Source organism: Xylophilus rhododendri, from assembly GCF_009906855.1.
GTDB lineage: Bacteria > Pseudomonadota > Gammaproteobacteria > Burkholderiales > Burkholderiaceae_C > Xylophilus > Xylophilus rhododendri.
In genome coordinates this window covers 2,390,580-2,411,411 of the sequence record NZ_CP047650.1, presented here as the reverse complement: position 1 = coordinate 2,411,411, position 20,832 = coordinate 2,390,580, and the positions used below count along the sequence as shown (strand labels likewise).

Below are 20,832 nucleotides of genomic sequence, written 5' to 3'. Positions count from 1 at the left end.
ATCAGGTGCGCAGGCGCGGATCGAAGGCATCGCGCAATGCATCGCCGAGCAGGTTGATCACCAGCACCACCACGAAGATGACGAGGGTGGGCACGGTCGAGATGTGGGGAAAGATCTCCAGGTACTTGCGGCCGTCGGCGGCCATGCTGCCCAGCTCGGCGAACGGCGGCGCCGGGCCCAGTCCCAGGAAGGACAGCAGCGAGGCCAGCAGGATGGTGTGGCCCAGCTGCAGCGTGGCGTAGATCAGCAGCATCGACGAGCAGTTGGGCAGCAGGTAGCGGGTGATGAGGTAGAAGTCGCCGAAGCCCATGGAGCGGCCGGCCTCCAGGTAGTCCTGCTTGGTGACCACCAGCGCGGCCGAACGCGCCACCCGCACCATGCCGGCCACGGCCGAGGCCGAGAGCGCGATGAACAGGCTGCCCAGCCCCGGCCCCATCAGCGCCGACAGGCTCAGGCCGAAGAGGATGGCGGGAAAGGACAGCAGCACATCGGCCAGCCGCATGATGGGCGCCGTCAGCCGCCGGTAGTAGGCCGCCAGCACCCCCAGCACCACGCCCAGGCCCGAGCCCAGCAGCACGCTGCCCAGGCTGATGCCCAGCGTCGCGCCCAGGCCGCTCAGCACGCGCGAGAGGATGTCGCGGCCCTGCACGTCGGTGCCCAGCCAGTAGGTGACGCCGTCCGGCGAGGTCCAGCCCGGCGTGTGGCGGGCGATGCGCATCTGCGTCTCGTAGGGGTCGTGCGGCGCGATCCAGGGGCCGAGCAGGCCCAGCAGCAGTATGACGATGGCCAGCACCAGCCACAGCATCAGCAGGCGGTCGGCGGCGATGCGGCGCCAGAAGCCCGGGGCTTGTTCGGCCGGCGGCGCGGCGACGAGGGTTTCAGGCACGGCGCTCATTGCTTGCTGCCTCGCGGGTCGAGCGCGGCATAGAGCATGTCCACCGCCAGGTTGATGATGAGGAAACCCACGGCGGTCACCAGGATCGCGCCCTGGGCCAGCGGGTAGTCGCCGGAGAAGATGGCGCTGACGGCCATGCGGCCGACGCCCGGCCAGGAGAAGATCTGCTCGGTGACCACCGCGCCGCCCAGCAGGTTGCCCACCTGCAGGCCGACCAGGGTGACGATGGGCAGCCAGGCATTGCGCAGCGCATGGCGCAGCAGGATGCGGCCTTCGCCGGCACCCTTGGCGCGGGCGGTGCGTACGTAGTCGGCGCCCAGGGTCTCGATGACAGCGGTGCGGGTGATGCGGGCCACCGGCCCGATCAGCACCGAGCCCAGCGTGATGGCCGGCAGCGCGATGGAGAGCAGGCCGTCGAGTGTCCACAGCGGCCCCGAACGGCCCAGGTAGGGCAGCCAGCCGGCGCCGCCCACCGTCTGGATCAGCAGCATGCCGATCCAGAACACCGGCAGCGAGACACCGCAGACCGAGACCAGCATCACCAGCCGGTCCACCCAGCGGCCGCGCCGGTAGGCGGCCAGCACGCCGAGCGCGATGGCCAGCGGGATCGACCAGACCACGCTGGCCAGCATCAGTTCGACCGTGGGGCCGATGGTGGAGGCGATCTCGCCGGACACGGGCTGGCTGGAGATCATGGAGCGGCCCAGGTCCAGGTGCGCGAGGCGCCAGACATAGAGGCCGAGCTGCACGGCCACCGGCCGGTCCAGGCCCATCTCGGTGCGGATCTCGGCGATCTCCTCGGCGGTGCCGCTGGCGCCGGCGCGCACCGCGGCGGGATCGGCGGGCGCGACCTGGATCAGCACGAAGCCGATGACGATCACGCCCATCAGCACCGTCAGGGAAGTGAGCAGCCGGTTGAACAGATGGGTCATGCGGGGCGCGGCCTGGCGGACACGAAAGGGCTGGGTGATACGGAGCCCCGCATGGTCCGCCGGTAGCGGACATCTGTCTTTTGGCTTTTTGCCCGGCGGCTTTAACTTTTGGTTAAGGCAAAGCGGCGGGTCGAGCCAAGTTGGTGCCGGCGCACCGCCGCACGCACCCGCAGGGCGCGGCGGACTTCAGGCCGCCGAAGCCAGCCGCCGCAGCCGATGCTCCACCAGCTGCGACACCAGGAAGCAGCCCAGCCCGGCGCAGCACAGGATGACCGCCAGCGGCCGCGGCGTGCCGTCGGCCGTCAGGCCCACCAGGCCGGCGCTGAGCACGCCGCTGCCGAAGTGGATGGCGCCCACCAGCGAGGAGGCCGCGCCGGCCCGGTGCGGAAACGCCGCCAGCGCGCCGGCCACCGAATTGGCCACGATGAAGCCGTTCATCGACACGAAGAGAAAGCAGGAGAGGGCGACGCCCGCCAGGCCGCCCAGCCCGGCGGCGCCGGTGAAGCCGGCCAGCAGGCCGATCACGGCCATGGCGCAGGTGGCGGCGCGGTAGAGAGCGTGGCTGCCCAGGCGCGGCATCAGCCGGCCGTTGAGCCAGTTGGCGGCCATCAGGCCCACGATGTTCACGCCGAACAGCCAGCCGTAGGCCTGCGGCGAGACATGGTAGTAGTCGATGTAGATGAAGGGCGTGGCGACGATGTAGGCATAGACACCGCCGTAGAAGAAGCCGCCCACCAGCGCGTAGCCCAGGAGGCGCGGGTCGCGGATCAGGTCCAGGTAGATGGCCAGCACGCGGCGCATCGGCTCCTGCGAGCGCATGGCGGGCGAGAGGGTTTCGGGCAGGGTGCGCAGGGCGGCCAGCATCAGCGCGCCCATCAGCAGCAGGAACCAGAAGATCCAGCGCCAGGAGGCGTATTCCAGGATCTGCGCGCCCAGCATCGGCCCGATCAGCGGCGCGATGCCCATGATGAGGATGAGCTGCGACAGCATCTGCGCCGAGCGTTCCCGCCCGTAGAGGTCGCGCACCATGGCCCGTGCCAGCACCGGCCCCACGCAGGCGCCGGCAGCCTGCACCGCGCGCCAGACCAGCATCTGCGTGATGCTGCCCGCCAGGGCGCAGCCCACGCTGCCCAGCATGAAGAGCAGCAGCCCGAGCGCGATCGGCAGGCGCCGGCCCACCCGGTCGCTGATGGGGCCCCAGACCAGCTGGCCCAGGCTGAAGCCGACCAGGAAGGCCGACAGCGTCAGCTCCACGCTGCCGTGCTGGCCGTGCAGCTCGCGTGCGATGGTGGGCAGGGCGGGCAGGTAGATGTCCGTCGAGATCGAACCGAAGGACATCAGGGCGCTGAGGATCAGCACGGTGCCGAGGGTGGTGACGGGCGTGTGCCCACCGCCGGTGGAGGGGGCGGCGGGCGAACGCTGGGGCGGGTTCATGGGTGCTGGAGGTCCTGTGGGCCTGGACACGCCGCGGCTGCGGGTTAACCCGTATTCTGCGTCGGACCTCTCCTGCCACGCCGCGGCACCGGGGAATCGCCGACTGCTTTGCTGCGGCGTTCGGCCACCACCCGGCCCGCCTGAGCGCCTTAGAACGAGTGCCGGATGCCGACGCCGAACGCGGTCGATGTCCCTCCGGCCGTCGGAGCACCTGCCACGACGGAGCCGCCGAGCCCGCCGATCACGAAGCTGGCGCTGCCCTTGTTGCGCAGCCGGGCCACGTCGGCATAGAGCGCCGTGCGTTTGGACAGGTTGTAGACATAACCCAGCGACAGCTTGGCGGCGTCGTTGTTGCCCGCCGTGCCGGCCGTCTTGTTGTTGTAGGAGTGGTAGGTCGCGCGGACTGTGCTGGCGCCGAAGGGGGCGCTCAGGGCGATGGCGATGGTGTCGAACTTGAAATCGGGCTGGCCGAGTTTTCCGTCGGCGCGCTCGGTCTGGTAGAGAAAGATCGGCTTGATGAAACCGAAATCGTAGGAGGCGCCCAGGCTGCCGATTGAATAATCGGTCAGATAAGCCGCGGCGCGCGAAACATCGGAGAAATTGCCGTAGCCGCCGCCGATATTCAAGGGGCCGCTGGCATAACCCAGGCTGGCGCCGGCGTAATTGCCCTGCTTCTTGCTGGCGGTGGCGCTGGCCACGGTACTGGAGCTGCGCTCGCCGAAGGCATATTGCAGATTGCCGTAGACGCCGCCGAGATTGGCCGGCAGGAAATACGTCACCGAATTGCTGTTGCGGATATCGCTGGCGGCGGCGCCGTTGACGGTGAGCGCGCCGGCGGCGGTGGCGAAATGCTCGATGGTGCCGATGCCGCGCTGGCCGTAGACGTCGAAGCTCAGGAAGGGCACGTAGTTGGCCGTGTAGTCGCGGCCCAGGCGCAGTTCGCCCCAGCGGCCGGACAGGCTGACGGTGGAGCGGCGCACGAAGTTCAGGCCGGCCGAGGTGCCGACGTCGGTGGCGGTTTCGCCCTCCAGCCAGAAGCTGGCGGCCATGCCGCCGCCCAGGTCCTCGACGCCCCGGAAACCCAGGCGGCTGGTGTAGTTGCCGCCCGTCATCAGGCCGTCGACATGGCCCTTCCCGGTGGCGCTGACGCGTGCCACGCCCGCATCCACCACGCCGAACAGAGTCACCGAGGACTGGGCCGCGGCTGCGAACGATGCGGCGGCCGCGACGGCGCCGATGGCAAAAGCTTTCATGTGGAATTCCCTCTGTTTCATTGATTTATGAATATGGCTGGGCGGCATTCATGAAAATGCCGCGCGCAGCACCGCTTCGACATTCTTTCGAATATCAAACTGGAGATGGATTGAAAACAGGCTGCGTGGAAGACGGCAGCGACCGGCGGCCCTCAGGAAAAGAGGCCGGCGGAAATCATTCCATGGTGATCTTGGCGGACGTGATAATCGTCTGGAAGCGTTTGATATCGGCCGCGAGCAGGGCCGCGAATTCCGCCGGTGTTTCGAAACCCGGACTGCCCACCGATTCGTTGAGGCGCGCGGCGATCGCCGGGTCCTTCAGGATGGCGGTCACTTCCTTGTTGATGCGCTCGACGATGGGCGCGGGCGTGCCGGCCGGCGCGAACAGGCCGAACCAGCTCTGCAGCTCGTAGCCCGGCAGCACCTCGCGCAGCGCCGGCAGTTCGGGGAACACCGGCAGGCGCTCGTTGTTGGTCTCGGCGATGGCCTTGACGGCGCCCTTCTGCAGGTAGGGCCGCACGGCGGTCGGGCTGGCGTAGGTCATGGAGACCAGCCTGGCCGCCACGTCCACCACCTGCTGCGACGAGCCCTTGTAGGGCACATGCAGGATGTTCACCCCCGCCAGCTTGTTGAAGTACTCGCCCTGCAGGTGCTGGGCCGTGCCCACGCCGCTGGTCGAGTACGACAGCTTGCCGGGATTGGCCCTGGCGTAGGCGATCAACTCCGGCAGTGTCTTCACCGGCACCTCGCTGTTGACCACCAGGATGTTGGGCGCCTTCACCACCAGCGCCACCGGCGCCAGGTCGCGCTGCGGCGAATAGGCCAGGGCCGGGTTGATCAGCGGCGCCATGGCCACTTCGCCGGCCGTGCCCATCAGCAGGGTGTAGCCGTCGGCTGGCGAGGAGATGACCGCCCGCACGCCGAGCGCGCCGCCGGCGCCGGGCCGGTTGTCGATCATCACCGGCCGGCCGAGCGCGGCTTCCAGGCGGCGGCCGATCTCGCGCGCGGCGAAGTCCACGCCGCCGCCGGGCGTGAAGGGCACGACGATGCGGATGATGTGGTTGGGGTAGGGGGCCTGGGCCCATGCGCTGGCGCATGCGGCCGCGAGGCCCAGCGCCATGGCGCCGAGGAAGCGACGTAGGTTCATGATGTTTTACCGTGGTTGATGCCGAGCTGACCGTCTCCCCACCCTTGCTTTTTTCTTGTTCTAGAGACCGGCGCTGCCGTAGCCGCCGCCGCCAGGCGTGCAGACGCGAAAGACCTGGCCCTTCCTGAGCCGGATGTCGGCCGCCGAGGAGGGCAGGCGCTGCTCCTGCGGCGTGCCCGGATCGAGGATGAAGCGGCCCGGTGCTCCGGAGCCGCCGCCCTCGCTGCCGGCCGCCACCACGTGCTGGCGCTCGGACGACAGGCTCACCACCACGTTGTCCCCATCACCCGGTAGTCGCGCAGCACGCCGGCGCCGCCTCGGTACTGGCCCGCGCCGCCGCTGTCTCGGGCCATCTCGTAGCGTTCGATGAGGAAGGGATAGGTGTGCTCCAGCGCCTCCACCGGCAGGTTCGAGGAGCCCGAGGCATGCACCCGCACGGCATCCATGCCGTGGCGGTAGGAGCGTGCGCCCATGCCGCCGGCGATGGTTTCGTAGTTCACGAAGTACTGGCCGTTGCGCGGGTCGTCGCCGGCCAGCACGATCAACTGGTGCGGGCCGCTGCGCGCCAGCGCCTTGCCCGGCGTGGCCTGCGAGATGGCGGTGGCGATCACATCGCCCAGCACCGCGCAGGAGAGGGCCCGCGCGCCGATGGCCGCCGGCGATACCGGGCCCACCACCGTGCCCGGCGTAGTGGCGATCTCGATGGTGCGGAAGTAGCCGGCGTTGGCCGCGACCTCCGGGTCCAGCATGCTCTTGACCACGGTGTAGACGGTGGCGATGAGCGCGCGGTAGGGAATGTTGCGGGCGGTTTGCAGCTGCGGGTCGGAGCCCGCGAAATCGAAGCGCAGCCGGCCGTCGCCGATGGTCAGCGCCAGCTGGATGCGGGCGCGCTGGCCGGGCTCGTTGCCGTCGAGCCAGTCGTGCGATTCGTAGCGGCCGGCCGGCAGGCGGGCGATGGCGGCGGCGAAGCGGCGCTCGGTGAAGTCGAGGTAGCCCTGCATGGTGCGCTGGAGCTCCTGCGCGCCGTAGCGCTCGAAGAGCGACACCACCGCGCGGTGGCCCACGGTGTTGGCGGCGATCTGGGCGCGCAGGTCGCCGGAGCGCTCGTCGGGGGTGCGCGAGTTCAGCAGCACCATGTCGAGCACGTCCTGGTTGAGCACGCCCTCCTTCATGATGCGTACCGGCGGGATGCGCAGGCCCTCCTGGAAGATCGAGGAGCAGATCGCCGCCTCCGAGCCCGGCACCATGCCGCCCACGTCGGCGTGGTGGGCGATGTTGGCGACGAAGGCCACGATCTCGCCGCCGAAGAACACCGGCGCGATCATGTTGATGTCCGGCAGGTGCGAGCCGCCGCCGTGGTACGGATCGTTGGCGATGAACATGTCGCCCGGCCGGATCGACGCGCGGGTGAACTTGGCCAGGATGGCGCCCACCACACCCACCATGGAGCCCAGGTGGATCGGCACGCGCTGGGGCAGTGCCACCACGTTGCCGTCCTGGTCGAAGACGGCGGTGGAGCAGTCCATGCGCTCCTTGATGTTGGGGGAGAAGGCGGTGCGCGTCAGGGCCGCGCCCATCTCCTCGGTGACGCCCAGCAGGAAACGGGCGACCACCTCGGCGCGTACGGGATCGATGGAGGTTTTCATGCGCTCTGGCTTTCGAAGGTCTCGATGACGATGGTGATGTGCAGGTAACCCAGGGGATCGACCCGGACCTGCGCGTCCGGCGGCACCACGGTGGTGGTGTCCATCTGCTCGATCACGGCCGGGCCCTGGAAACGCAGGTCGGCGCCGAGCAGCTCGCGCTTGACGATGGGCGTCTCCACATAGCCGGTGGCGGCGAACCACACCGGCCGAGTGCCGGTGGTGGCATCGGCCAGCGTGCCGCCGGCGGCGATCTCCAGCGGTGCGCGGGTGTGGTGGTCGAGCACGGCGGCGACACGGGCCTGGGCGATCTCCAGGTCGCGGCCCGGCATGTCGTAGCCGAACATCGACAAGTGCTTCTCGTGGAAGCCCTGGCACAGCGCGGCCAGGGATGCCGCGTCCAGGCGCGGCGCGGCCACGGCCACGGCCAGCTCGGAGCTCTGGCCGGCGTAGCGCATCTCCAGCGTCCAGTCGCAGTGCATCTCCACGCCTTCCTCGGCGCCTTCGTCGCGCAGCCAGTCGGCCAGGCGGGCCTGCAGGCCGTCGAAGGCCTGGTTGACGGCCGCCACGTTGGACGCATGGGCGCGCAGCAGGCAGGTCACGCCCATGTCGGCACGCTGGGCCGACTGCAGCAGGCCCTGGGCCGACAGCAGGCCCGGTCGCGGCGGCACCACCACATGGCCGATGCCGGCCGAGCGGGCCACGTCCACCGCATGCAGCGGGCCGGCGCCGCCGAAGGCGATCAGCGCGTAGTCGCGCGGGTCCTCGCCCTGCTCGACCGAGATGACCCGCACCGCGCCGGTCATGTGCACGTTGGCGATCTCGATCACGCCCACGGCCGCGTCCACCGGCGTGTAGCCCACGGGGCCGCAGACCGCCTCCTCCAGCGCCTTCTGCGCGTTCTGCGGGAACACCTGCATGCGGCCGTCCAGCAGCGAGACGGGGCTGAGCCGGCCCAGGAACACATTGGCATCGGTCACGGTCGGCTGGGTTCCGCCGCGGCCGTAGGCCGCCGGGCCGGGATAGGCGCCGGCACTGCGCGGGCCGACCTTGAGCATGCCGCCGTCGTCGATCCAGGCGATGCTGCCGCCGCCCGCGCCGATGGTGTGGATGTCGAGCGAGGGCGCGCGCACCGGCAGGCCGCCCATGGGGCGTTCGTGCTTCATCGCCGGCCGGCCGTTCTTGACCAGGCAGACGTCGGTGCTGGTGCCGCCCATGTCGAAGGCGATCAGGTTCTTCAGCCCGGTCTGGCGGCCGATCTCGACGGTGGACATGATGCCGCCGGCCGGTCCCGAGAAGAAGGTGTTGATTGGCAGCTTGCGCACCGTGGCCGCGCTCACCGCGCCGCCGTTGGACTGCATCACGCGTGCCGGGCGGGTCACGCCCAGGGCCTTCACGCCGCCCTCGAATTTCTCGAGGTAGCGGTCCATCACCGGCATCAGGCTGGCGTTGACGGCGGCGGTGATGAAACGTTCGTACTCGCGGAACTCCGGCATGACCTCGCTGGAGGCGCAGACATAGGCCTCGGGCCACTGCGCACGCACCATCCGTAGCGCCCTCTGCTCGTGCGCCGGGTTGGCATAGGAGTGCATGAAACACACCGCCACCGACTCCACGCCGCTGGCGCGCAGCGCCGTGATGGCCTGGGTGATGGCGGCCTCGTCGAGCGCATCGACCTCGGAGCCGTCGAAGGCGATGCGGCCCTTGACGCCATGGCGGTCCTGCCGCCGCGCCGGCGGCACCGGCTTGGGCATGTCGAGGTTGAAGTAGTGGGGGCGGCGCTGGCGGGCGATGTCGAGGATGTCCTCGAAGCCGGCGGTGGTGATCAGCCCGGTCTTGGCCCAGGCGCCTTCCAGCACCGCGTTGGTCGCCTTGGTGGTGCCGAGCACCACGTAGTCCACTTCGGCCGCATCGACCGCGGCCAGGGCCAGCAATTCGGCGATGCCGTCGAGGATGCCCTTGGCCGGGTCGGCGGTCCAGGTCGGGACCTTGTGGAACACCCAGCGGCCGTCCAGGGCATCGCGCAGCACCAGGTCGGTGAAGGTCCCGCCGGTGTCGATTCCAATCCAGTAGTGCTTGTCCATGTGTCTGTCATCAAGAGGAAACAGGCCGGATGTTGGGCCGCCGGCTCCTTAACTACAATGTGCGAATCCTTGAGGACTATGAAGCTGTGCCTAATAATCTGAAGCTGCGCCAACTGGAAGGTTTCGTGGCGGCCGCCGACTCCGGCTCCTTCACCGCGGCGGCCTCGGCGATGGCCATGACGGCGCCGGCTTTCTCGCAGCTGGTGCGCGAGCTGGAGTCCACGCTGGGCCTGGTGCTGTTCGAACGCACCACGCGCCGGCTGGAGCTGACGGCGTCCGGCCGGCAGCTGCTGGAAGGGGTGCGCCGGCCGCTGGCCGACCTGGCGCATGTCAGCTCGGAGATGAAGGCCCTGGCCGGCGGGCAGACCGGCACCGTGGTCCTGTCCATCCTGCATTCGCTGGCCTTCGGCCTGGGCACGCGGGCGCTGGCGCAGCTCAAGACGATGCGGCCCGACATCACCGTGAAGATGATCGAGGACATGAACGAGGTGCTGATCGAGCGGGTGCGCAACCGCGAGGTGGACATCGGCCTGGGCATGTTCACCCAGGCCCTGGAGGACATCGAGTTCACGCCGCTCTTCGAGGACGAGCTGGTGGCTGTATTCTCGGTCGACCACCCGTTGCGCAACCAGCGCACGCTCACCTGGAAGCAGCTGGCGGAGACGCCGCTGATCCTGCTGCAGCCCAAGTCCAGCGTGCGCAGGCTGGTGGAGGCCGGGCTGCTGGTGACCGGCGTGGCGCGCCAGCCGGTGACCGAGGTGGTCAGCATGGTCACCGCCATCAACATGGCGGCGGCCGGCTTCGGGGTGACGATCCTGCCGCAGCTCTCGCTGGCCTCGTTGAAGATGACCGGCATGGCGGTGCGCAAGATCAAGGAGCCGCGGCCCCGGCGCCAGATCGGCCTGCTGCGCAAGGTGGGCCGCGCCAGTTCGCCGGCCGAGGCGCTGCTGGCCATCGAGCTGGCCAAGTCGGCCGCGCACCTGCAGCTGGAGTGACAGGGCGCGGCTCGGGCTTTCAGTCCACGGTGGCGCCGGACTCGTGCACGATCTTCTGCCACTTGCTGCGTTCCTTCTTCAGGAACTCGCCGAAGGCTTCCGGGCTGCCGGCCTGGGTGAACACGCCGCGGTCGGCCAGGCCCTTCTTCAGGTCGGGCGTGGCCAGGGCGCGGTTGATCTCGCGGTTGAGCGCGCTCACCACCGCCGCCGGCGTGCGGGCCGGCGCGACGACGCCGTAGAACACGTAGTAGTCCAGGCCCGGGTAGCCCGCCTCGATCAGCGTCGGCACGTTGGGCAGGGCCTCGACGCGGGCGGCCGATGTCACGGCCAGGGCCTTGAGCTTGCCCGACTGGATCAGCGGCAGCGCGGCCGTCAGCGAGGAGAAGTACACATCGACCTGGCCGCCCAGCATGTCGGCCATGGCCGGGCCGGCGCCTTTGTAAGGCACGTGGATCAGCTGCGCGCCGCTCTGCTTCTTGAAGCTCTCGCTGACCAGGTGGCCGACGGTGCCGCTGCCGGAGGAGGCGTAGGTCAGCCCGTTCTGCTTCGAGGCGGCCACCACGTCGGCGAGGTTGCGCCAGGGCTTGGCCGCGCCCACCACCAGCACCAGCGGCCCGGTGCCGACGAGCGCCACCGGCGCCAGCTGCTTCTCGGGATCGACCGGCACCGACTTGTAGAGGTACTGGTTGACGGTGAGGTTGCTGGTCTCGCCCATCACCAGGGTGTAGCCGTCGGCCGACGCCGTGGCGCCCGCGGCCAGGCCGATGTTGCCGCCCGCGCCGGGGCGGGTGTCGACCACGAAGTTCCACTGCGCGAGTTCGGTGACCTTGGCCGTCACCAGCCGGGTGGCCGTGTCGGTGCCGCCGCCCGGCGGGCTGGGCGAGATGATCTTGATCGTCTTGTCGGGATAGGACTGCGCGCGGGCGGCGCTGCAGAACACGAGCGCGATGGCCAGGGTGGCGGCCAGGGCGGCCGCCTTGTGCAGGGAATTTTTCATGGTGTTGCTCTATGGGACCTGGATGGAAAGGGGATGGGCAGATTAGGCGGCGACCGCCGCGAAGGCCGCGACGGCGCCGCGCACCGCCTCGGCCGTGATGTGGCGATGGGTCACGCAGCGCAGCAGGCTCGGGCCCCAGGGGCGCACCAGCACCCGGCGCTGGCGCATCGCGGCCTCCCATTGGCTGGCATCCATGCCGGTGCCGGAGACATCGACCTGGACGATGTTGGTCTGCGGCTGGCGGATGCGCAGCCCGGGGATGGCGGCCAGGTCCTGGCCCAGGAGCCGGGCGTTGTCGTGGTCCTCGGCCAGGCGGCCGATCATGGAATCCAGCGCCTCCAGGCCGGCCGCCGCGGCGATGCCGACCTGGCGCTGCGAGGCGCCGATCAGCTTGCGCAGCAGGCGGGCGCGGCGGATGGTTTCCTCGGGGCCGACCAGCACCGCGCCCATGGGCGCGCTCAGGCCCTTGGACAGGCACACCGAGACGGTGTCGGCCTGCGCGCAGAGATCGGCCGCCGGCCGGCCCAGCGCCAGCGCCGCGTTGAAGAGCCGGGCGCCGTCGAGGTGCACGTTCACGCCGGCCGCATGCGCGGCCCGGTGCACGGCCTGCATGTGGGCCAGCGACGCCACCGCGCCGCCTTCGTTGTTGTGCGAGGTCTCCACGCAGACCAGGGCGGGTTTCAGGTTGCCCTTGGTGGAGGCCAGCGCGGCGGCCAGGGCGTGCAGGTCGAGCGCGCCGTCGGCATCGGGCAGCGGCTGGTAGAAGGCGCCGGTGAAGGTGGCCGCGCCGCGTTCGGCGGTGTAGATGTGCGAGGCGGCGCCCAGCAGGATGGTGTCCTGGCGCGGCACCTGGGCCAGGATGGCCAGCAGGTTGGCCATGGTGGCGCTGGGTGTGTAGAGGCCGGCGGCCTTGCCGAGCAGGGAGGCGGTGAAGCGCTCCAGCTCCTGGGCGGTGGGGTCGCCGTCCAGGCCGTCGTCGCCCAGCGGCGCGCTGCGGATGCGCTCGTACATCGCCTCGGTCGGGAGGGTGACCGTGTCGCTGCGGAGGTCGATGGTGGTGTTGTCTGGAGAGTCGTTCATTCGGATCTGCGCTTTGGGCTTTCGGGGTGGATGCCCCCGATGGAGCGGATTCTGGCCTTCCCGACCTTGAGATGCTTTGATATCTTCGGGAAGCTACTTTGAGAAAAACTCAATGAATCTGGGCTCGCTCAACACCCTTCGCGCCATCCTGGTGCACGGCAGCTTCACCGCCGCGGGCGCCGCCGTGGGCTGCACGCCGAGTGCGGTCAGCCTGCAGATCAAGCAGCTGGAGGAGTTCTTCGGCCAGCCCCTGTTCGACCGCAGCACCCGCGTGCCCCGGCCCACCGGTTTCGCGGTGGAGATCGCCAGCGCGGCGGCCGATTTCGGCGAGCGCATCGAGGCCCTGCGGGCCGGCCCCTCGCGCTTGCTGGAGGGGCGTTTCCGGCTGGGCGTGATCACCAGCATGCAGAGCGACCTGCTGCCGCCGGCCCTGCGCCTGCTGGGCCAGCGCTACCCGGCGCTGGATGTGCGTGTGCCGCCGCTCAACGACACCGACGAGCTGCTGACCGAGCTGCGCGCCGGCCGCATAGAAGCCGCGCTGCTGGTGCGGCCGGAGAACGGCGGCTCCTCGCGCATGGCCTGGCACGAGCTGCGCCGCCAGCCTTATGTGATGCTGGCCCCGCCCGATGCGCCGGAGGCCGATCCGCGCAGCCTGCTGGCCAACCACGGCTGGATCGGCTACGACACCAGCCTGCCCGGCGGCCGGGTGGCGGCGCGCCATGTGCGCAGCCTGGTGCCGGGGCTGGTGTGCCAGCGCGAATTCCGCTCCATGGATGCCATCGTCTCCATGGTCTCGCTGGGCCTGGGCGTGACGGTGGTGCCGCAGCCGCGCGAACGCCTGGTGCAGGCCTACGGCCTGCGGGTGATCGGCCTGGGGCGGCAGGCGCCGTTCCGGCGCATCGCCCTGGTGTGGCGGCGGGCCGATGAAGGCAACCGCAAGGTGGCGGAGGTGGTGGCGGCCTTCCGGCAGGTGCAGGAAGACGCGTCCGCCTGAAGCGGCCGGCGGCCCTGGCTGCGCGCCCGTGGGGCGTTCGCACCAGGGTAGGGCGGGGCGACTATTTCCATCGCCCGGGCCGGGATCAGGCCTGCCACTGCCCGACCGCCTCGGCCACGAAGGCCCGGTAGCTGCGCAGCGGCCGGCCGAGCAGGCCTTGCAGGCGCTCGATGTCGGCGGCCGTGGTGACGGCGCCGTCCTGCTGGTAGCGGTTCATCATGGCCCGCATGTCGTAGGCCAGCCAGGAGGGCGCCCAGGCGCTCGCGGCCTTCTCGAAGGCGTCGAGGTCGTTGCCGGCATGGCCGACCGGGCGGCCCAGCGCATCCGACCAGATCGCGGCGGCCGATGGGCCGGTGATCGCATCCGGCCCGGAGACTTCGTACGTCACCCGTGGCAGCGGGCCTGCGGTGTTCTCGCGGCGCAGCAGTTCGAGGGCGGCGGCGTCGGCGATGTCGCGCACATCCACCATCGAGACACCGATGTCGCCGAGCGGCGAGAGGTAGAGGCCGGCACCCTGCAGCGCCTGCTGCTGGCCCAGGTCGTTCTGCATGAAGTAGGAGGGGCGCAGCACGGTGGCGGGCAGGTCCAGCTGCTCGATCATGCGTTCGACCGCATGCTTGGAAGTGAAGTGGGCCGCGTCGGTGTACTGGTCGGCCCGCGTCACCGACAGGTAGACGATGCCCTGCACGCCGGCTTCGCGCGCCAGGCCCAGGGTGTTGATCGCCTGGGTCAGTTCGTCGGCGGCGTTGGCCACCAGCAGGAAGAGGGTCTTCACGCCGACCAGGGCCTGGCGGACCGAGGCGACATCCAGCAGGTCGCCCTGCACGGCGCTCACGCCTGCCGGGAAGCGGGCCTTGGCCGGATCGCGGGTCAGCGCGCGCACCTCCGCGCCTTGCTGTGCCAGCTGGCTGACGAGTTGCGAGCCGATGCGGCCGGTGCTGCCGGTGACAAGAATGGTCATGGTGGATCTCCTGGAGTTGGCGCCTGTCGGCAGCCGGGGTGGATGGAGCGGTGTGCTCCGGTGACTGAAGATTAGGTCGTCACACCCACGGCTCATAGCCACTAAGATCGGGACATATCGTCTCGAATCTGGAACGAAGATGGATCTGCCCGCGCTCGCCGACTTCAATCTCGTCGTCACCCACGGCGGCTTCGGCAAGGCCAGCCGGGCCAGCGGGCAGTCCAAGGCGACCATGTCGCGGCGGGTGCGGGAGCTGGAAGACAGCCTGGGCGTGCGCCTCATCGAGCGCGGCGGCCGCCAGCTGCGCTTGACGCAGGAGGGCGCCGTGCTGCATGCCCGCACCGCCGCGCCCTACGGCGAGATCCACGAGGCGCTCAAGGATGTGAAAGCGGGCCTGGGCCAGCCCAGCGGCCTGCTGCGGGTGAGCACGCCGATGCTGTTCGGCCAGACCCTGCTGGGCCCGCTGGCAGCGGCCTTCGCCCGCGCTTATCCGCAGGTCATGCTGGAGCTGGTCACCGAGGACCGCATGGTCGATCTGGTCGCCGAAGGCATGGACATCGTCATCCGCGTCAATCCGCGGCCGGACGACCGGCTGGTCGGCCGCTGCTTCCTGCGCGACCGCATGGTGCTGGTGGCGCCACCGGATTTGCCGCTGCCCGGGCCGGGCCATGAGCGCTCGGCGTCGACCGTCTTCCCGGCCGTGATGCGTGTGGGCAGCGGCGACGAGGACACCTGGGAGGTGATGGCCCCGCAAGGCGTGAAGCGCACCTTCTTTCCCCGGCCCGTGCTGCGTTGCTCGACCTTCGTGCCGATCCGCGATGCCGTGCGGGCCGGCGCGGGCGCGGCGCTGGTGCCCGAGCCCATCGCCGCGCAAGACCTGGCGGCCGGCCTGCTGGTGAGCTGGGGTGTCTCGACCGCGCCGGCCGCGGAAGTCTGGGCGCTGCATGCCTCGCGCCGGCTGGTCAGCCCGAAGGTGAGGGCCTTCGTGGATTTCGTCTGCGACTACTGCGCGCGGCAGCTGCCGGAGCCGCCGCGCGGCTGAAGGCGCGGCCTGGCGCTCAGAGCTTGGTCGCGCTGCGTGCCAGCAGCAGCCATTCGCTGCCGCGCTTCTGCCAGACCATGAGGATGTGCAGATTGGTCGCCACGATGCGGCCGTCGCTGGCCTGCTTCTGCTCGCCCAGCCAGTGGAAACGCACGATGGCGTTGGGGCCGACCACCTCGATCGTCGGGTTCTCGTAGGTCAGCGCCTGGAAGGGCGACTTGCCGGAGCTGGCGTTGGCGAGGAACTTCTCGCGGTCCTCCACCCGGCCGTCCGAATGGCTGTAGCTGAGTTCCGGCGCTACCAGCACGCCCAGGGCTTCGGAAGTGCCGGCGATCTGGGCCTTGCGGAAGGCTTCGACGCGGGCGGCGACGGAATCGCGTTCGCCTTGGGCGAGGGCCAGGCTGGGCAGGGCGAGGACGGCGGCGCCGGCTGCGGCGGCGATGGCGAGATGACGACGGTTCATGAGACGGGTCTCCTGTTGTGGTTCTTTGTTCGGACGGTGCAGAGGGCGCTTACGAGAGCGCCCGGAACTGGGCGATGACATCGTCGAAGGACGCATCCGCGCGCAGCCCGAGCCGGGCGGCGCGGGCGCTTTCGAAACGCGCGGGCCAGCCGCCGACGATGCGGGCCACGGCGGCGTCCGGCGCGATGCGCACCCGGGCCACGGCCTCGGGGCCGGCGGAGCGGCCCAGCGCTTCCAGCATCTGGGCCACGGTGACGGTGAGCGCGGGCAGGTTGACGGCGGTGCGGCCGCCGAAGTCTTCCCGGCTGGCCTCGACCACCTTGAGGATGCCGGCGATGGTGGTGTCGGGCGAGGCCAGGGCGACCGCGGTGGAAGGATCGACCGGGCAGACGGCCTCCAGGCCCGCCAGCGGCTCGCGCACGATGCCCGACAGGAAACCCGAGGCCGCGCCATTGGGCCGGCCGGGCCGCACCGAGACGGTCATCAGCCGCGCCGCGCGGCCGTCGATGTAGCCCTTGCGGGTGTAGTCGGCCAGCAGCTGTTCGCAGACGAACTTGTGGATGCCGTAGCTCGATTGCGGGGTGGGCAGGGTGTCGTCCTGCACCACGGCCGGCAGCGGGATGGCCGCGTCCGACCCATACACGGCCACGGAGCTGGCGAAGAAGAACAGCGGCGCCTGGCCGGTGCGGGCCTGCTGGGCGCGCTGGGCTTCGAGCAGGCGGCGGGTGGCTTCGAGGTTGGAGCGCAGGCCGAGTTCGAAATCCGCCTCGCATTCGCCGGAGACGGCCGAGGCGAGGTGGAACACGGCGTCGTAGTCGGCCTGCATCAGCGCGGGCAGGCGCTCCAGCAGGTCGCCGGTATCGGCGCGCACGCGGGCATCGGCCAGCAGGGCGGGATGGGAGGCGGGGAACAGGTCGGCCAGCACCAGGGTGCGGATGGCGCGTCCGCGCAGGCTGCCGCGTTCGAGCAGGGCCAGGGCCAGCCGGGTGCCGAGAAAGCCGGCGCCGCCGGTGATGAGGATGTTCATGGTGTGCGGGAGAAGAGATCCGGTGCGCCGACGTTGCCCGACCCGGGCGCGATGCGAATCGGGGTGGACCCGAGTCGGACGGAGCCACGGTACGCGCGAGGCGATACGCACAAGTGCACCCGTACCCCCGAAAAAGTCGGGTTGCGGGAGACTTGGGAAGACATCGGAAGCCCTATCCAGCGCAGGGCTCAGGTGATGGATAAATGTCCTAAACCACCCCTCGCGCCAGCATCCTCCCCGCCCGCGCCAGCGGCTCGCCGCCCTCGGCATAGGCCTGCTCGCCGTTCACCCACACACCGCGCACGCCCACGCTGGTGCTGATCGGCTGGTCGTAGGTGGCGGTATCGGCGATGCGCGCCGGGTCGAAGACGACCACGTCCGCGAAGGCGCCCACGCGCAGCAGGCCGCGGCCTTCGATGCGGAAATTGCGTGCCGTCATGCCGCTCATCTTGTGCACCGCCTGCTCCAGCGTCAGCAGCCTGCGCTCGCGCCAGTAGCGCGCCAGCACCCGCGGGAAGGCGCCCCACAGGCGCGGATGCGGATGGCGGTCGTGCGGCAGGCCGTCGGAGCCGATCATGGTGCGGGGATGGGCGATCACCCGCTCCACATCCTCCTCGTGCATCTGGAAATAGCAGGCACCGCCGGGCAGCAGGCGGCGGCAGGCGGCCTGCTGGTCCACGCCCCATTCGGCGGCGATGTCGGACAGCAGGCGGCCGGTGCATTCGGGATGCGGGTCGCTCCAGGTGAGCAGCACGTCGATCACGCCGTCCACCAGGTCCTCGCGCAGCACGGTGGAGCCGGCGACGTAGGGATAGACGTCGAGGGCGATCGGCTGGCGTTCGGCCAGGGTGTCGACCAGGGGCAGGGTCTCGCGGGTGCGGCCCCACTGGCTGGGGCCGGCGCATTTGTGGTGGGACAGGATGAGCGGCAGGCCGGCTGCGAAGGCGCTGTCGGCGGCCTCCATCATGGCTTCCAGGATGGTCTGCATCTCGCTGCGCAGATGGGTGGCGTAGACGCCGCCGTGGCGGGCCACGACGCGGGCCAGGGCCGTCACTTCCTCGGCCGGGGCGGCGTATGCCTCCTCGTAGAACAGGCCGGAGGACATGCCGTGCGCGCCCGCCGCCATGCACTCGTCGAGCAGCTCGGCCATCTGCTGGCGCTCGGCTTCGGTGGCGGGCTGGCTGAGATCCTGCATCGCGGCGAAACGCAGGGTGGTGTGGCCGACCAGGGCAGCCACGTTCAGCGCCGGCTTCGCTTCGGCCACCGCCTCGCGGTAGGCGGCCATGCTGGCGTAGCGGAAGGACTCGGCGCCCAGCAGGCTCAGCGGCGGCCTGGCGGTCTCCGCGCGGAAAGGGGCGAGCGAGATGCCGCAGTTGCCCGTCACCAGCGTGGTGATGCCCTGGGACAGCTTGGCCCGGTAGCCCGGGTCGCGCAGCACGATGGCGTCGTCGTGGGTATGGGCGTCGATGAAGCCGGGGGCGATCACCTGGCCCTGGCAGTCGATCACTTCCACATCGGCCAGGTCCAGGCCCTCGGGTAGCCGCCCGCGCAGGCCTTCGCCCAGGGCCAGGATGCGGTCGCCGGACACCAGCAGGTCGCCGGGCCAGGAGGGGCCGCCGCTGCCGTCCACGACGAGGCCGCGTTCGAACAGGATCGCGGTTTTGCGGCGCTCAGCCATTGCTCACCCCTCCGCCATTCCAGCTCTGCAGCGGATGGGTGCGCACGTCGATGCCGTGCTGCTGCAGGGCGCTGCGCACGCCGCGCAGGCGCTGCACGGCGGGCTCGCCCACCCGCTGGGCCACCAGCACGGTGAGGATCTCGATCAGGGTCAGGTGGGCCAGGTAGGCGTCTATGCCCACATGCATCACCGCGTCGTCCGGCACCCGCAGGCCCAGCACCCAGTCGGCGCGTTCGGCCAGGGGCGTGCCGGGGCGGGTGATGGCGACCACCTTGGCGCCCTGGGCGCGGGCGATCTCCACCGCGTCCAGCAGCGAGGGCATGCCGCCGACATGGGTGATGGCGATCACCACGCCGCCGGGTTTCTGCGCGCCGGCGGCGACCTGCTGCAGGTGGTAGTCGGCCCAGGCGGTGGTCGACAGGCCCAGGCGGAACAGCCGGGCCTGCAGGTCGGTGGCCATGAACCAGGAGGTGTTGCCGGCGCCATAGACGTCGATGTGCGGCGCCGTGGCGATGGCGTCCACCACGGCGGCGAGCTGTTGCAGGTCGAGCTGGTCGCGCACGCCGGCCACCGAGGCGGCGGCGCTGCGGGCGATCTTGGCGACGACGTCGGAGGCGGTGTCGGCGATGTCCACCCGGCGGTGCAACGGCGAGCCGCCCACGGCCAGCTCCTGGGCCAGGGCCAGCTTGAATTCGCGCAGGCCGGCCAGGCCCAGGTCGCGGCAGGTGCGCATGATGGTGGGCACCGAGCTGCCGGAGCGTTCGGCCAGCTGCTCGAAGCTTTCCGCCAGGGCGCGGTCGGGGTCGCCGAGGATGGCGTCGAGGATCGCCCGGCGGGTGCGCGGCGCGCCCTCGCGGGCCTCGGCGATGCGGGTGAGCAGGGTTTGCGTCATGGGCTGGATTGGCCGGGAGCCCGGATCAGAAATGCAGGGTCACGGCGTCGGTGACGGTGTAGTCGTTTTCCACCACCGGCATCCAGTGCCACTTGTCGAAGGTGGTGCAGGGGTGGGAGATGCCCAGGCCGACCCGGTCGCCCACCTTGGGCGCCTCGGCTTCTTCGGCTGCGTCCCAGCGCAGGTAGGCATGCTGGTCGTTCAAAGCGGTGATCTTCCAGCCGGCGGGCACCGGGCTCGCCGTGCGCTCGTCGGCGGCGGCGCGGGCGATGGGCATGGGCAGGGACAGGTCGAAGGAGATGTCGCGTTTGCCCACGGCCAGGATGGCCACGCCGGGCTCGGGGCGCGACTGCACCATGGCCCAGACTTCCATGGCGGGGCGCAGGGTGTCGGTGCAGCCGCAGCGGCGTTCCACCTCGGCCAGCATGCGGGTGTAGAAGCCGTGGTCGTGCGCCAGGTAGCAGCCGGGGCGGATCAGGCCGCGGGTGGGGCGGGTGAGCGAGGGGCGCAGGCGGGTGGCGACCAGGTCGAAGATGGCCGAGCCGCCGGCCGAGACCAGCACCTCGTCGGTCTCGAACAGGCTGAGCTTGTCGGCCTCTTGCGCGACGGCGGCGACACGGTCCATCAAGGCATTGGCGAAGGCCGCGTCGGCCACCGAATCGCCGGTGGCGCCCAGGCCTTCGTAGCATTCGATGCCGACCAGGCGCATCGCCGGGCTGTCGTGCAGGGCCTGCGCCAGGGCCATGGCCTGCTGGTGCGTGCGGCAGCCGGTGCGGCCGCCTTCCACGCCGATCTCCAGCAGCACCTCGAAGGGCAGGGCGCCGGGATGCGCGGCCGACCAGGCATCGACAATGGCCGCCTGCGCCAGCGAATCCACCAGGAACACCACCCGCAGATCGGCATGCGTGGACAGCAGCGACTGCAGCGAGGCCAGGTCCTGCCCGTGCACCACCTGGTTGGCGATCAGCGCGCGGCGCACGCCGGCCGCCACGCCGATGGCCAGCTGGTGCACGGTGGCGAAGCTCAGGCCCCAGGCGCCGGCATCGAGCTGCTGGCGGAACAGCTGGGGCGACATGGTCGTCTTGCCGTGCGGCGCCAGGTCCACCTGCCAGGCGCGGGCGCGTTCCTGCATCCAGTGCAGGTTGTGCTGCAGCGCCTCGCGCTTGAGCAGGGCCAGGGGCAGCGGCAGGTCGCCGGCCAGCACGTTCCAGCCGGCCGTGGCGACGGCGTCGCGGGCGATGGGCGCATGGGCAATGGGAAAGCCCTTGAGGCCGGGGGCGAGCAGGGTGTCGTGGATCGTCATCTCTTGGGGTCC

Annotated in this window: 19 protein-coding genes; 3 read left to right on the top strand and 16 right to left on the bottom strand. The window is 70.5% G+C overall.

What is annotated here, in order from left to right; translation table 11 throughout:
- Nucleotide 1: 1 nt before the first annotated feature.
- The 8 genes from GT347_RS11140 to GT347_RS11105 form a co-directional block, all read right to left on the bottom strand.
- Nucleotides 2-895, bottom strand: a complete 894-nt coding sequence (locus GT347_RS11140; RefSeq protein ID WP_160552017.1) for an ABC transporter permease — start codon at nucleotides 893-895, stop codon at nucleotides 2-4.
- A complete protein-coding gene (locus GT347_RS11135; protein ID WP_160552016.1) occupies nucleotides 892-1,827 on the bottom strand; it encodes an ABC transporter permease in 936 nt (311 codons plus the stop codon). Before GT347_RS11135 ends, GT347_RS11140 begins: the two co-directional genes overlap by 4 nt.
- 186 nt (nucleotides 1,828-2,013) lie before the next feature.
- On the bottom strand, nucleotides 2,014-3,261 hold the full coding sequence (locus GT347_RS11130) for a multidrug effflux MFS transporter (RefSeq protein WP_160552015.1): 1,248 nt from the start codon (nucleotides 3,259-3,261) through the stop codon (nucleotides 2,014-2,016).
- Between the two features lie 149 nt (nucleotides 3,262-3,410).
- Entirely contained in the window at nucleotides 3,411-4,514 is a 1,104-nt protein-coding gene (locus GT347_RS11125; RefSeq protein ID WP_160552014.1) for a porin, read from the bottom strand.
- Nucleotides 4,515-4,689: 175 nt separating this feature from the next.
- Nucleotides 4,690-5,661 carry a Bug family tripartite tricarboxylate transporter substrate binding protein gene (locus tag GT347_RS11120; protein WP_160552013.1) on the bottom strand — a complete coding sequence of 324 codons (972 nt, stop codon included), beginning with the start codon at nucleotides 5,659-5,661 and terminating at the stop codon, nucleotides 4,690-4,692.
- A gap of 60 nt (nucleotides 5,662-5,721) precedes the next feature.
- Nucleotides 5,722-5,928, bottom strand: a complete 207-nt coding sequence (locus GT347_RS27835; protein WP_160552012.1) for a hydantoinase B/oxoprolinase family protein — start codon at nucleotides 5,926-5,928, stop codon at nucleotides 5,722-5,724.
- On the bottom strand, nucleotides 5,925-7,307 hold the full coding sequence (locus GT347_RS11110) for a hydantoinase B/oxoprolinase family protein (RefSeq protein WP_160552011.1): 1,383 nt from the start codon (nucleotides 7,305-7,307) through the stop codon (nucleotides 5,925-5,927). The genes GT347_RS27835 and GT347_RS11110 overlap by 4 nt, the downstream gene beginning before the upstream one ends.
- Nucleotides 7,304-9,388, bottom strand: a complete 2,085-nt coding sequence (locus GT347_RS11105) for a hydantoinase/oxoprolinase family protein (protein ID WP_160552010.1) — start codon at nucleotides 9,386-9,388, stop codon at nucleotides 7,304-7,306. Before GT347_RS11105 ends, GT347_RS11110 begins: the two co-directional genes overlap by 4 nt.
- 86 nt (nucleotides 9,389-9,474) lie before the next feature.
- Here GT347_RS11105 and GT347_RS11100 point away from each other — a divergent pair, with 86 nt between their 5' ends.
- Nucleotides 9,475-10,383 (top strand): LysR family transcriptional regulator, encoded by a 909-nt coding sequence (locus GT347_RS11100; protein WP_160552009.1) that lies wholly within the window; start codon nucleotides 9,475-9,477, stop codon nucleotides 10,381-10,383.
- A gap of 19 nt (nucleotides 10,384-10,402) precedes the next feature.
- On the opposite strand, the gene GT347_RS11095 is transcribed toward GT347_RS11100, so the two are convergent.
- Together GT347_RS11095 and GT347_RS11090 are read right to left on the bottom strand one after the other, a co-directional pair.
- Complete coding sequence (locus GT347_RS11095; RefSeq protein ID WP_160552008.1) at nucleotides 10,403-11,380, bottom strand: Bug family tripartite tricarboxylate transporter substrate binding protein; 978 nt, start codon at nucleotides 11,378-11,380, stop codon at nucleotides 10,403-10,405.
- 42 nt (nucleotides 11,381-11,422) lie between these two features.
- The gene (locus tag GT347_RS11090) at nucleotides 11,423-12,460 is read right to left on the bottom strand and encodes a threonine aldolase family protein (RefSeq protein ID WP_160552007.1); all 1,038 of its coding nucleotides are present in this window, start codon (nucleotides 12,458-12,460) and stop codon (nucleotides 11,423-11,425) included.
- Nucleotides 12,461-12,572: 112 nt separating this feature from the next.
- On the opposite strand from GT347_RS11090, the gene GT347_RS11085 reads away from it, so the two are divergent.
- The gene (locus tag GT347_RS11085; protein WP_160552006.1) at nucleotides 12,573-13,454 is read left to right on the top strand and encodes a LysR family transcriptional regulator; all 882 of its coding nucleotides are present in this window, start codon (nucleotides 12,573-12,575) and stop codon (nucleotides 13,452-13,454) included.
- 85 nt (nucleotides 13,455-13,539) lie between these two features.
- Here the strand turns inward: GT347_RS11085 and GT347_RS11080 are convergent, their stop codons facing one another.
- Entirely contained in the window at nucleotides 13,540-14,415 is an 876-nt protein-coding gene (locus GT347_RS11080; RefSeq protein WP_160552005.1) for an NmrA/HSCARG family protein, read from the bottom strand.
- A 139-nt stretch (nucleotides 14,416-14,554) separates the two neighbouring features.
- Here GT347_RS11080 and GT347_RS11075 point away from each other — a divergent pair, with 139 nt between their 5' ends.
- Nucleotides 14,555-15,457 carry a LysR family transcriptional regulator gene (locus tag GT347_RS11075; RefSeq protein WP_160552004.1) on the top strand — a complete coding sequence of 301 codons (903 nt, stop codon included), beginning with the start codon at nucleotides 14,555-14,557 and terminating at the stop codon, nucleotides 15,455-15,457.
- 16 nt (nucleotides 15,458-15,473) lie between these two features.
- Here GT347_RS11075 and GT347_RS11070 read toward each other — a convergent pair whose 3' ends face one another.
- The 5 genes from GT347_RS11070 to GT347_RS11050 all read right to left on the bottom strand — a co-directional run bounded on the left by GT347_RS11070 (nucleotide 15,474) and on the right by GT347_RS11050 (nucleotide 20,820).
- A complete protein-coding gene (locus GT347_RS11070; RefSeq protein ID WP_160552003.1) occupies nucleotides 15,474-15,920 on the bottom strand; it encodes a nuclear transport factor 2 family protein in 447 nt (148 codons plus the stop codon).
- 49 nt (nucleotides 15,921-15,969) lie between these two features.
- Complete coding sequence (gene denD / locus GT347_RS11065) at nucleotides 15,970-16,947, bottom strand: D-erythronate dehydrogenase (protein ID WP_160552002.1); 978 nt, start codon at nucleotides 16,945-16,947, stop codon at nucleotides 15,970-15,972.
- 208 nt (nucleotides 16,948-17,155) lie between these two features.
- Complete coding sequence (locus GT347_RS11060) at nucleotides 17,156-18,625, bottom strand: N-acyl-D-amino-acid deacylase family protein (RefSeq protein ID WP_160552001.1); 1,470 nt, start codon at nucleotides 18,623-18,625, stop codon at nucleotides 17,156-17,158.
- A complete protein-coding gene (locus GT347_RS11055) occupies nucleotides 18,618-19,517 on the bottom strand; it encodes a MurR/RpiR family transcriptional regulator (RefSeq protein WP_160552000.1) in 900 nt (299 codons plus the stop codon). Before GT347_RS11055 ends, GT347_RS11060 begins: the two co-directional genes overlap by 8 nt.
- Nucleotides 19,518-19,542: 25 nt before the next feature.
- Nucleotides 19,543-20,820 carry an alanine racemase gene (locus GT347_RS11050; protein WP_160551999.1) on the bottom strand — a complete coding sequence of 426 codons (1,278 nt, stop codon included), beginning with the start codon at nucleotides 20,818-20,820 and terminating at the stop codon, nucleotides 19,543-19,545.
- Between the last annotated feature and the right edge of the window lie 12 nt (nucleotides 20,821-20,832).